Annotated in this window: 9 protein-coding genes and 1 pseudogene; 7 read left to right on the top strand and 3 right to left on the bottom strand. The window is 40.3% G+C overall.

What is annotated here, in order from left to right:
- Window positions 1–22 precede the first annotated feature (22 nt).
- The 4 genes from L696_RS0117915 (at window position 23) to L696_RS0117900 (ending at window position 6,547) form a co-directional block, all read left to right on the top strand.
- Complete coding sequence (locus tag L696_RS0117915; RefSeq protein ID WP_025684858.1) at window positions 23–1,441, top strand: MFS transporter; 1,419 nt, start codon at window positions 23–25, stop codon at window positions 1,439–1,441.
- A gap of 212 nt (window positions 1,442–1,653) precedes the next feature.
- Window positions 1,654–2,616 (top strand): AraC family transcriptional regulator, encoded by a 963-nt coding sequence (locus L696_RS0117910; protein ID WP_049827438.1) that lies wholly within the window; start codon window positions 1,654–1,656, stop codon window positions 2,614–2,616.
- Window positions 2,617–2,841: 225 nt separating this feature from the next.
- Window positions 2,842–3,999, top strand: coding sequence for an MFS transporter (locus tag L696_RS0117905; RefSeq protein WP_025684856.1), 1,158 nt, complete (start codon window positions 2,842–2,844; stop codon window positions 3,997–3,999).
- Window positions 4,000–4,018: 19 nt separating this feature from the next.
- On the top strand, window positions 4,019–6,547 hold the full coding sequence (locus L696_RS0117900) for a family 78 glycoside hydrolase catalytic domain (RefSeq protein ID WP_049827437.1): 2,529 nt from the start codon (window positions 4,019–4,021) through the stop codon (window positions 6,545–6,547).
- Window positions 6,548–6,650: 103 nt separating this feature from the next.
- On the opposite strand, the gene L696_RS0117895 is transcribed toward L696_RS0117900, so the two are convergent.
- Window positions 6,651–8,009 (bottom strand): glycosyl hydrolase 53 family protein, encoded by a 1,359-nt coding sequence (locus L696_RS0117895; protein ID WP_025684855.1) that lies wholly within the window; start codon window positions 8,007–8,009, stop codon window positions 6,651–6,653.
- 222 nt (window positions 8,010–8,231) lie between these two features.
- Between L696_RS0117895 and L696_RS0117890 the strand changes: the two genes are divergently transcribed.
- Both L696_RS0117890 and L696_RS0117885 read left to right on the top strand, forming a co-directional pair.
- On the top strand, window positions 8,232–8,981 hold the full coding sequence (locus L696_RS0117890; protein WP_280740284.1) for a response regulator transcription factor: 750 nt from the start codon (window positions 8,232–8,234) through the stop codon (window positions 8,979–8,981).
- Entirely contained in the window at window positions 8,959–10,014 is a 1,056-nt protein-coding gene (locus L696_RS0117885) for a sensor histidine kinase (RefSeq protein ID WP_049827436.1), read from the top strand. The genes L696_RS0117890 and L696_RS0117885 overlap by 23 nt, the downstream gene beginning before the upstream one ends.
- A gap of 139 nt (window positions 10,015–10,153) precedes the next feature.
- Here L696_RS0117885 and L696_RS32525 read toward each other — a convergent pair.
- A pseudogene (locus tag L696_RS32525) lies at window positions 10,154–10,312 on the bottom strand (ROK family protein); the annotation flags it as partial.
- A 204-nt stretch (window positions 10,313–10,516) separates the two neighbouring features.
- On the bottom strand, window positions 10,517–11,821 hold the full coding sequence (locus L696_RS0117875; protein ID WP_025684852.1) for a pectate lyase family protein: 1,305 nt from the start codon (window positions 11,819–11,821) through the stop codon (window positions 10,517–10,519).
- Window positions 11,822–11,999: 178 nt separating this feature from the next.
- Between L696_RS0117875 and L696_RS32785 the strand changes: the two genes are divergently transcribed.
- On the top strand, window positions 12,000–12,130 hold a 131-nt coding region (locus tag L696_RS32785; protein ID WP_162472193.1), incomplete at its 3' end, for an S-layer homology domain-containing protein.

Genomic DNA, 12,130 nt, shown 5'->3' with positions numbered 1-12,130 from the left:
CAGAATAATAGGGGGAATCAGAATGAGTAGAGCAGAAATCGCCTACAATGAAAGCGTTATCAATGAAACTAAACATGAGGAACCTAAGCTTAGACTCCGGGAAAAGATAGCTTGTTCTATCGGTGGCTTGACGGGCACCCTGCATTTCCAAATGATCTCCATGTTTTTGCTCTTCTTTTATACGGATGTCATGAAAATTTCCCCTGCTTATGTCGCAGGGTTATTTCTGGTCGCTCGTATCATTGATGCAGTACTGGCACCCATGTTTGGTATATTTGTAGATAAAGTGACTACGCCTTGGGGAAAGTATAAGCCGTGGATGCTCATTCTAGGTATTCCGACCGCCATTTTTGGTTGGTTGACTTTTACCAGCTTTGATCTTTCCCACACGGGAAAAATTATCTATGCTACGGTAACTTACCTTGCATACAGTATCATGATTGCGATTACACCGGCGCCAAGCTCAGCTATTATGCCTGCTGTCACGAAACGGGTTGATGAACGGGTATCTATTGGCACTTACAGCTACATGCTTGTTATGGTTGGAGCCATGTTTGTTACAATCGCTGCTCAGCCGCTTTATAAAGCTCTGGGGGGCGGAAGCGATGCCAGAGGATTTTCTTTATTGATGCTTGTGGTCGGTATCATTACGATTCTGGTCTCTCTGTTTCAAGTACTGAACTTGAAAGAGAGATATATCGTTACGTCGAGTAAAGATGAGGCGAGACCTTCATTAAAAGAGATGCTTGTTGCAGTTTTTACCAATAAAAATGCCATTATCGTTTATATTTACGTATTAGCTTTGAATTTGGCTAATGGGATCAGATCAGCCGTTATGGTACACTACTTTAAATATTTTTTTGGCAATGAAGGTTTGGTGGTTACCGTAGGTATTGTATCCATTTTACCAGTTATGATTGGAGCCGTCTTAAGTCCGATGGTGACAAAAAAAATTGGCGTCAAGGCTAACGTACTCCTTGGAACATTTGTGACTGTATTGTCAATGCTGGCCATTCTGGTAATTCCAAGCACCCCAGCGGGTATTATCGCTTTTCTGGTGATCGGGGTAATCTCCGGCGTGTTCACCGGGTTCTCTAGTCCTGCTCAAGGAACAATGCTGCCTGCGGCTATGGATTACACGGAATGGAAGACAGGGATCAACGTCAATGCGTTTATGGGTTCATTTATGGGATTTCTACAAACCTTTGCCACAGCTTTATCTGGTGCTATTGCTGCCGGGGTGTTAGTTATGATCGGCTATGAGCCTGGCGTGGAGCAAAGCAGCACAACCTTGACAGGCCTCAAAATTTTAATGGGAGTTATACCTGCAATTGTAATCGTTTTCACAGCGAGTGTTGCTTGGTTTGATCTGACGGAAGAGAAGCAAACACAGATTGCAAAAGACTTGGAGGAACGGAGAAATCAGAGGAAAAATGATTGATCTTAATACCTACTTGACGAGATGAACAAGAGTGGAGACAGATAGACCCGAAACACGGCTGCAAAAGTGTTCCGGGTTTTTGCGTGCTTGAAAATGATCTTTCGGTCTAGGGAGATAAATGTGTCATATGTGCAACGAATAAAAAATAGGCATGGGGCAATGAGGTACAGTAAATTATCGGAACCAATTTTTTTTTGTTTTGGGAGGTAAAAATGAATATTAAAGAGTTAGATGCCTTGTTGCAAAAAGAAGAGGATGTCGAAACATTACAAAAACGAACAGGTGTGAGTGTCAATGACTTAAAAGTTCCCTTTGATGATAAACTGATTCCTAAAGTATCGAGAGAACTACTATTTCAAGAAGGGAATATAATCATTCGTAAACATCGGCGCTACGCTCCGGTAAGAATGCATACGCATGATTTTGTCGAAATGAACTATGTCTATTCAGGTAAGTGTATACAGATAATTAACGATGAAAGAATCGAATTATCAGCAGGAGATATTCTGTTAATTGACCGTGATGCACCACACAGCATTGAGGATACAGAAAAAGATGACATTATTCTAAATGTGTTGCTGAAAGAGGAGACAATTATGACAGACATCATCTCCAATCTTGCCAATAGCAATAATTTAGTGACACAATTTATGCTTTCAGCATCAAAAAAAAATGAGAAGCATGACCGCTTTCTTATTTTCGTTAATCCCAGCAGCGATGTGTTGACTGGGCTAATGAATCATTTATTCTGTGTGTATTTCTCCGAGTATTCCTTCAAAAAGAAGGCACTTAATCTGTATCTATCACTGATACTGATCGAATTAACCAACATTCTTGAAAAAAATAACCTACAGTCTATAGATAAAGATGTGAATCAGGAAGTGCTCTCTATGTTGGCGTACATTGATCGCCACTATAATTCGGTTTCGCTAGATGATCTATCTAAAACCTTTGGATATAACAAAAGTTATCTAAGCTTGAAGCTGAAAAGGGAAACCGGAAGCAGTTTCAAAGACCTATTAAACAGAAAAAAAATAAATGTAGCTAAAGAATTGTTGAAAGAAACGAATATGTCGGTTGAAGAAATTGCGTTGAGTGTCGGTTATAACGAATCATCGTCATTCTTTAAATTATTTAAGAAATACACACATATGACACCTAGCGAATATCGCTAATGTATGACTGGGAATTAACTTCATATAAGGATTCTAAAGCAGGGGTACACTAAATAAAACGGTGTGACTCTGCTTTTTTAATGCTTTTGACAGTCAACATCTAATTTTTTGACATGGTGAAAGTTCAGTAAATGAGTTAAAACTTATGTAAGCGCTAACAGGAGGTAGCATAGGAGATTAAAAAAACAGAATTTGTAAAAAAACAACTGGCAAGGGGAAAAGCACATGAAAAAAGACACCAATTTAATGAAATTTTCTCTACTATCTGTTTCATTAATATTAACTTCGTCAACGGCGATAAGTGCAGCAATACCACAATTGAGCCAATCGTTTAGTGGTTATTCGTTATCATCCATTGAGTTGTTAACCACGATACCTTCTTTTATGGTTATGATTTTTGTTTTGTTAAGTAGTTTTATTGCTCGTAAAATTGGTCAAAAACAAACAATTATCATTGGATTAATTATTACAGGAGTTTGTGGTATAATTCCAGTTTTTGTCGATAATTACATGTTATTGTTAATTTCAAGAGCAGGTTTAGGAATTGGGTTTGGACTGATGAATTCACTTGCCGTCAGTATGATTTCATCATTTTATACTGGAAATGAGCGTGCGACACTGATTGGATTCCAGAGTGCATTCCAAGGTTTAGGCGCAGCTCTACTAACGTTCTTAGCAGGGTATTTATTATCTTTTGGTTGGCATTATTCGTTTCTTGTCTATGCACTAGCTTTCCCGATTTTGGTGCTATTTATGATGTTTGTTCCCAAACCTGAATCTTATGGTTCGACAGTTGAGGAGGAAGCGCCACAAGCGTTTAAAACCAATAAAGCTATTATCGGCTATGCTTTTTTCCTGATCATCGCATGCATTCTTTATAATGCTGTTTTTGTCAAGCTTGCAACACTTTTAACGACTTATCATCTTGGATCAGAAACAAGTGCAAGCAGTATTTTTAGTATTATGCAACTCGCAAGTATGGTAACCGGCTTCTTGTTCGGTATTGTTCAGTCTAGACTACACAAATATACTTTGCACACTTCCTTGTTTTTAATGGGATTAGGTTTCTTCTTAATTTCTAGTATTTCGAATCTCTATGTCGTTGCCTTTGGTTCTATTTTAGTGGGAGTTTCTTTCTCATTGTTCATCCCATTCCTGTTTAACCAAGTGAGCATTTTATCGCCCAAGAAATCTGAAACATTTAATACGTCAATTTTATTAGTCGGTGCAAATATCGGCTCATTCTTAGCGCCATATGGACTATTGGCCTTATCAAGCATTAAAACAGCTGAGCCTATGATCGCTGTGTTTATCAATGGTGGAACATTGCTAATTACCCTAGCTATTTTAGGACTTTTCTTGGTAAGAAAAATTAAAGCATAGATGAAAAGGGGACGAAGACATGTTTACGATTAATGATTTTAAGATTGAGTATCGCCAAGCTCCCATCGGCTTAGATGTTGAAAAACCACGTTTTAGTTGGACAATGACTTCGCCAAAGCAAGAAGTGAAACAGCAAGAATATCGAATGGTTGTCAAAGCTAATGAGGTATTAGTTTGGGATTCAGGCGCTTGCCAGTCGGACGCTTCTCATTTAGTTGAATATGCTGGAGATGAATTACGACCGTTAACGACTTATCAGGTAATGCTTGAAGTCTTGAATAATTATGGTGAAAAAGCATCAATTACAAGCAACTTTGAAACAGGCTTGATGGATTACAAAAATATGAAGGCCGATTGGATTACCGTGCACAACGAGGGAAGAGAAGAAGTACCAATCTTTAGGAAATATTTCAAAGTACAAGGCGAGGTTGCCAAGGCACGCATCTACGCTTCTGCTTTAGGTGTATATGAGCTATCCTTGAATGGAAACAAGGTAGGTGACTACTATTTTACACCAGGTTGGACCAGTTATCATCATCGCATTCAATACCAAGCCTATGATATTACGGAATTGTTAAAACAGACTAAAGAAGATAACAAATTGGATATGACGGTTGCTAACGGTTGGTTTAAAGGGATTTTTGGCTTAGAATCTTCGCCAAACAACTATGGAGATAAGATCGCAGCCATTGCATATGTAAGGGTAGAATATGAAGATGGTTCAATTGAAGAGTTTGGAACGGACAACAGCTGGTCCTGCTTTACTGGTGAAACCATAACAAGCGAAATGTATCTTGGCGAATGCATTGATAAAACAATCAGTGAAACTGAATTTGGCGAAGTTGAGTTGTACAGTTTTCCAAAAACAGTTCTAGTCGCTCAAGAAAATGAGCAAGTCAAAATAACTAAGAAAATCAAACCGATAAAAAGCCTTGTGACCCCTAAAGGTGAGACCGTCATAGACTTTGGCCAAAATATGGCTGGCTTTGTTTGCTGCAAATTAAAGCAACCAAAAGGTACAAAGATAACCATCAAGCATGCTGAAGTACTTGACAAAGAGGGCAACTTTTATACTGAAAACTTACGTGCAGCTGCACCGGATGATATGTTTATTTGTAGTGGTTCAGAGGATGTGTTTATGCCTAGATTTACTTTTCATGGTTTTAGGTACATTGCTATTGATGGCTTGGTGAATACTTGGGATATACAAGACTTTACTGCCTGTGCGTTGCATACTGACATGGAAGAAACGGGAACGTTTACTTGCTCCAATGCTAAAGTAAATCGCCTTCAAAAAAATATTGAATGGGGTCAAAGAAGTAACTTCTTAGATATTCCAACAGATTGTCCTCAACGTGATGAACGCTTAGGTTGGACTGGTGATGCCCAAGTTTTTGCTAGAACAGCAGCTTTTAACTTTAACACAGCATTGTTTTTTACGAAATGGTTAAAAGACTTGTCTACAGAACAAACTCGTAAATACGGGGTTCCTTACATTGTGCCCAATATTTTAGGTGAAACAGATGCAGCGACTGGCTGGGGGGATGCAGCGACGATTATTCCGTGGACTATGTATCTTGTCTATGGGGATAGACGCATCTTAGAAAATCAATATGAAAGCATGAAGGATTGGGTAGAGTATATCCATAGCAAAACAGAAGGCCCAGAATTATGGCAACAAGGATTTCAGTTTGGCGACTGGGTGGCACTGGATAAAGAGGAAGGTAGCGACCGTGTAGGTGCGACCGATGTATACTTCATCGCTTCCGCGTTCTATGCGTATTCGACCTCTCTCTTGATAGAAACCGCAAAAATATTAGGTAAAAATGAAGATGCTGAAAAGTATCAGCAATTATATGAACGAATTATCACAGATTTTAGAGCAGAGTATATTACGCAGAAGGGTCGTCTAGTCAGTGAGACGCAAACCGGTTGTATTTTGGCGCTTCACTTTGATTTAGCGGAAGAAAAGGATCGCCCAAGAATTTTGAAATCGCTGGTAGAAAATCTTAAACGACACGATAATCACTTAGTGACAGGTTTTTTAGGAACACCATACTTATGCCAAACGCTATCAGAAAATGGATACCATCAATTGGCTGGTGAAGTTTTCTTGAAAGAAGATTTTCCTTCATGGCTTTACACAGTTAACATGGGCGCAACTACGATGTGGGAAAGATGGAATTCGATCAATCCGGATGGAAACTTTGATGAATCTGGCATGAATTCCTTTAACCACTATGCATATGGATCTATTGGAGACTGGATGTATCAAAATTTAGCAGGGATTCGTTTGATTGAACCAGCATACAAACGCTTTATGATAAAACCAGAATTAATTGGTGGCATTTCTTGGGTGGAAGCTTCATTTAAGTCAGCTTATGGAAGAATCAAGTCAAAATGGTCGTTTGAAAAAAATATATTTTCAATGGATGTTGAAGTTCCTGTTAATACTGAAGCGGAAATATGGTTGATTCATTCTGACAAACCGATTTTAGTTGGATCTGGTAGTTATCACTTTGAGTTTGTTACAGGACAATCTATTTGAATTATTAGATACGTTGAATTGTAAAGGAGGGGCTACTTTACAAGCAGCACCTCCGATTTTTTTATCTGGAAATCAAGTTCATTGGGTAGATCGCTCAAGAAGCTTACTTTTTCTCTGGTGTTTTGCTTTGAAGAGCTTCCACTAAAATACTCTTTGCTTTGGCGCCTTTTTCGGTGTAATCAAACATAGACATGCTCCCCCATCCTCTGTAATCAGGAGCCCAGTACCGGATGCCTGCTAAGCCATGTGTTTTACCCCATGCGATAACATCATGATAGATAGCAGCTTGCCCTTCTTCATTATGAGGATACCCTTTGACCGTTTTTGACCATCCAGCGAATGGACCTTCCACCTTACCTGAAGGATAAGAAAACTCAGCAATAAACACGGGGAGGCCGACCTGCTCATTGATAGCGGTAACGATTTTCTTATACATGACCATCTTATCGATGTAAACCCCTGGTGCGCTGGGATAAAAGCTGATTCCCGCAACATCAATTGGAAATCCGTTTTCCTTCAATGTATTGAAATACGCGACTGCATTATGCACTGTCGAGACGACGGTTGCGATATGCGTGGAGAACTTGATGTTGCTGGAATCTAAGCCTAAATCCGTATACGCGCTTTTGATGCCATTGGCCACTGCAGTCATTTGTACTGCGTTATACTTCCAGACGTTATTTTTAAGCCAGTTGGTCCCAACTATAGGAAGCATATATTTCATAAAGCTAGGCACTTTTTGCAGTTTCTCGTTAACAGCTGTTTTCAGTCCAATATTTACTCCCGCAAAACCAAAGTTGGCTTCGTTGCCAATATTCCAATTCTCAACTGTGGCCCCTGTTTTCAGAATTTCTGTCGCTACAAATTTTCCGTAGGCTTTCAACACAACGTCCATTTCATCCAAGCTCAGTTCTTCCCAGGGTTTTCCCTTTTGCAGCGCATAGATCTCCGGGTATTCTTCGAAATTCGGAGCTTGCTGCCGCTCCATGTCCATATAGGTATAGGCACCCATGATTTCAGGATTAAGCGGTATTTTCAATTTTGCTGCCAGTCGGGCCAGCTCCAACCCTTGCTCCAAAGTATGATAGTTTGCATTGGAATCCTCCTCACCATTGACAAGGTTGTCCTTTGTAGGATAACGTTTTGTTGCGATTCTTGCGTACATTTCCGTTGCCCCAGCGGCAATATACATTTTTTCCAATTCCTCACGGTTGGTGGCTGTTAATTCTCCTGCAGAATAGGTGTATCCATTATTAAAAGCACTGCCTGAAAAAGGGCTTACGGAAAGGGCCAGCCGAAAATTTTCGGAATTGGCAGCTGGTACATAATTCTTGTCTTCTATATAAATCAACTGGTTTCCTAAAACGAATCCGCCAGAGATCGCGATGATAATAAGTATTGAAAGTATTATTTTGGTCCTTTTTTTCATGCGCCGTATAAATGATTTCATTTTGATGATCATATTATTAAACCTCCATTTATGCTCTTCTTGTTGTTACAATATAACTAAATTATAAACTTTTTATTAACTTCGGCGCATTTCAAACTGACGTGGAGGTATGACGGTTTCAAATATGAAGTGCGGTAACCCTTCCATAACGGCTGAATGTGCCGTTTCAAGTGTCCTATGACCGAAGGTCGTCCGCAAGCATACTCCTTTATAAAAAGTTAATATTTAAGCGTTATGATAAAAACAAATTTTTTTGAAATAACACTATGTGCAAAAAAAGAAGAGAGGTTGTTTATGTTTAATATTCTGATTGTTGAAGACGATATAAAGTTACAGCATTTATTTTGTACAATTCTTAAGAAAAATAATTATAATCCTATATCTGCGGCGGACGGAGAGCATGCGCTTAAAATCATGAGCCACAAACATATTGATTTGATCATTTCCGACATAATGATGCCGAATATGGACGGCTACGAGTTTACTAAGCTGGTACGTGAGTACAGCCTGACCATTCCCATTCTGATGATAACGGCTAAAGATACCTTTGATGATAAAAAACAAGGATTTCTGGTCGGTACCGATGACTATATGGTCAAGCCAGTTGACGTTAATGAAATGCTGTTACGAATTCACGCCCTTTTACGACGCTCAAAAATTGCAGCGGAGCACAAAATTATATGCGGAAATACCAGTCTAATCTATGACAGCCTGGCGGTAGCTTATGATGGAAAAGAGCTTCAACTGCCTCAAAAGGAGTTTTACATGCTTTATAAATTAATGTCCTATCCTAACAAAACATTTACCCGGCAAAATTTGATGGATGAAATATGGGGGATGGATACCGAATCGGAGGAGCGGACGGTGGATGTGCACGTTAATCGGATCAGGGAGAAGCTAAAGGATAATCGAGACTTTAGAATTGTGACCGTACACGGCTTAGGATACAAGGTGGTAAAAAATGAAGAAAACCATAAAAAATAAACAAGTCGGTTTAAGGAACCGCCTTGTATTCATTGTATTTGGTATATTTGTCGTCGTCGGAATTATAACCTATTCCATTGTCTTCTTGGTATCGAATACGGACTTATTCTATTACATAGAGTTTAACCTTTCCTTCTCCTTTGTGCTAGCGCTAACACTTAGTCTCGTTATTGGTACCGCCATTACATCCCTGGTGGGAAAGCAAATTCTTACACCCATGATGAAGCTTAATTATGCCTCCAAGGAAATTGCAAATGGAAATTTTCATGTGAAGATGAATGCTGACACTCAAATTAAAGAAATTGAGGAGATTTTCACGAGCTTCAATCAAATGGTGGCCGAGCTGAAAAACATTGAAATGATGAGAAATGATTTCGTTGCCAATATCTCTCACGAGTTTAAAACACCCTTAACCGCAATTGAAGGGTATGCGACTTTATTACAGGATAATGAGTTAGAAGATGATGAACGACTGCAATATATTCAGACGATACTCGATAGCACCAAGCAACTTAGCACGTTGTCGTCCAATATTTTGAGGCTTTCCAAGCTGGAGAATCAAGACAAAGTCACTGATAAAACGCTTTATCGCCTAGACGAGCAAATACGACAAGTGTTGCTTTATTTCGAAAAGACGTGGTTGGATAAGGAACTTGAATTAATATTGGACCTTCCCAAAACGATGTTTTATCAAAATGAAAATTTGCTGATGCAGGTTTGGATCAATTTGTTATCAAACGCTATTAAATTTACTCCCCCGCTCGGCAGCATTCAAGTAATTTTAATAAAGAGGGAAACAGAGATCATTGTTTCGATCAAGGATAGCGGTATTGGCATGACTCAACAAGTAAAAAAACATATTTTTGAAAAGTTTTACCAAGGGGATCGATCCAGATCAAAAGAAGGAAATGGTTTGGGTCTTGCGTTGGTTTATCGTATCGTTTGTTTATGTAATGGGAAAATCCAGGTAAACAGTGAGCCAGACAAAGGCAGTGAATTTATAGTGACGTTTTCCACGGATAAGTCCAGCTGATCGGAATAACATCAATGGACGTTTTTCGCTTCCAACAGAAGTTGTGAGCAAAACCGCCTGAACACCGTACGTCATATAATTCTATTTAAAAAAGAATAAGGTAAGACAAGAGACCTGACTTACCTTATTCTTTCGATAATTAGGCCTGAGACTCGCGGAGCTTTTTCTCCTTTTCAATAAAAAAGTTATAGAGCGCGCCATACAGGTTTGCGTCGCTTTGAAAAGTACATTGAGCAATCTTCGGATTCGCCATGTGCAGTGGATTTACTCTCTTGATCTCTCCAAGAGCCCACTTCAGAAAGCGACCGAACTATCTTCATAAAATCGGACGCATTTCATGCTGGAGGATGCAATTGAACAGCAAACTTAAAATTTGCTGCAATATTTTATGTGACTATATGCTGAAATAGCGCTGTTATTACAAACAAAGCGGATGATCTCCACCCGATAGGGAATAGTTATCGTCCGCTTTCTAGTAACTCTTATTGAAGAGCATTAAGGACTACTCCAACTCAACTGAAAATTGATACAACCATTCGTCAATGCTGTGGTCAGGTACATTTAAAGCACGGTAGGTCGCTGGAACATCCGGGTATCCCCCTACATCTTCCTGACTATCAATTATCTTTCCTTGACCAGTCAGAAAATCGGAGACAATTCGTTGATCTGTTGCATCCCGGTCCTTCGGCCTTGCTCCTGCATGCTCAGTGACCTCCTTTACTACTGCCGAGGCAGCTAGTGCTTCAAGTCCTTCAACCCAAACAGGTGGATTGTCAAGCTCCTTGATTCCGCCAAAAGTCAGCGGGACTGACTTGCCATTACGGTCATAAGCAAGATTATCTTTGAGATAAGCCCAGCCGCTTTTACTGTTCGTTCCGACAATACCTAACTCTTTAATCGTATCTACTCCATGCCGCATGTAATTCCCGACGATACTGACTCTAGGGCCTTCCGGTTTGATCCCCGTATCCGCCCATTCATTCTCCACGAATCCGAGTCGAATAGCCCATTTTCCCGGATTATAAATGACATTGTTAACAATTACGCCCGTCGAAAATGCTTTGAACCACGGATTACGTTCCATGTTATGGGCATAAAGGTTTCCGATGATTGCCACGTCCTGGACGTAATCATGAACGAGCGTGCCCATGGAATGGGGACCCTTCTCATGAACGGAATTATACAGACCCTCGGCGATAATACTATTGCTGAGGGTTACACGGTGGGTAGTCGCCTTGGTTCCGCTGGTACGAGGACCTGAGAAGGACATGTTCTCATCCACTCCCCAAGAAAAGGAGCAATGGTCAATGACAATGTTATAAGCGGAGGCTCCGTAAGTGGACACATCTGGCTCAAAGCCTGCACCTTGAGTGCTGTCACCGTCGCCCATCCGAAACCGGACATGCTGCATCAACACATCATGCGTTCTGATCTGCAAACCTCCCTTGATGAATGTAATGCCAGGGGAGGGGGCCGTCTGACCTGCGATGGTCACGTAGGGTTCTCTCAGCTCAAGACGCTCCTTTTCTAGATTTATGACACCGCCGACTTCAAATACAATAATCCGCGGTCCCTTGGTTTCTAATGCCGCACGAAATGAGCCTGGGCCGTCATTGTTCAGGTTGGTCACTTTGATTACCTTTCCGCCCCGGCCTGCCGGAGTGTCAGTCCCGTATCCCACGGCTCCCGGGAAAACCGGTTGGGCTCCGGCTTCACCAGCTGTTACAGCCCCCATCATCCATACCCACAATAACAACAAACATAAGCCAACCTTCCATCCTTGTTGCAAACTGCTTCGTACATCCATCTAGGTATTCCTCCTTTTTTTCTTATACTAAGGATAATATATATATCCTAATATAACTTTTTTTGAGATTAGTTCCAACTATTTTAGTGCAAAAAGATTGTGAATCTGCAACTATTGTCGATTTTGAGTTTTCTATAAAACTAAAAATACCCTATCAACTTAATGCTGCTGGTAGGATATTTACTGTGATGTAGAATCAAACTACTGGGCATCCGGGGTTATCAAGTACCTGTCAGCCAAACATGTAATTGAAGGCATTGCTCAGGATAAATTTGCACCAGAGGCGGGGATTACCCGTCAGGAGATGGC

It is taken from the genome of Paenibacillus maysiensis (assembly GCF_000520815.1).
GTDB classification, from domain to species: Bacteria; Bacillota; Bacilli; order Paenibacillales; family Paenibacillaceae; genus Paenibacillus; species Paenibacillus maysiensis.
This window is presented reverse-complemented; position numbering and strand designations above follow the sequence as displayed.

Excerpts from the sequence above, each read along its gene's own strand:
- L696_RS0117915 (WP_025684858.1), top strand. The coding sequence starts at position 23 with ATGAGTAGAGCAGAAATCGCCTACAATGAAAGCGTTATCAATGAAACT.
- L696_RS0117910 (WP_049827438.1), top strand. The coding sequence starts at position 1,654 with ATGAATATTAAAGAGTTAGATGCCTTGTTGCAAAAAGAAGAGGATGTC.
- L696_RS0117905 (WP_025684856.1), top strand. The coding sequence starts at position 2,842 with ATGAAAAAAGACACCAATTTAATGAAATTTTCTCTACTATCTGTTTCA.
- L696_RS0117900 (WP_049827437.1), top strand. The coding sequence starts at position 4,019 with ATGTTTACGATTAATGATTTTAAGATTGAGTATCGCCAAGCTCCCATC.
- L696_RS0117895 (WP_025684855.1), bottom strand. The coding sequence starts at position 8,009 with ATGATCATCAAAATGAAATCATTTATACGGCGCATGAAAAAAAGGACC.
- L696_RS0117890 (WP_280740284.1), top strand. The coding sequence starts at position 8,232 with ATGATAAAAACAAATTTTTTTGAAATAACACTATGTGCAAAAAAAGAA.
- L696_RS0117885 (WP_049827436.1), top strand. The coding sequence starts at position 8,959 with ATGAAGAAAACCATAAAAAATAAACAAGTCGGTTTAAGGAACCGCCTT.
- L696_RS0117875 (WP_025684852.1), bottom strand. The coding sequence starts at position 11,821 with ATGGATGTACGAAGCAGTTTGCAACAAGGATGGAAGGTTGGCTTATGT.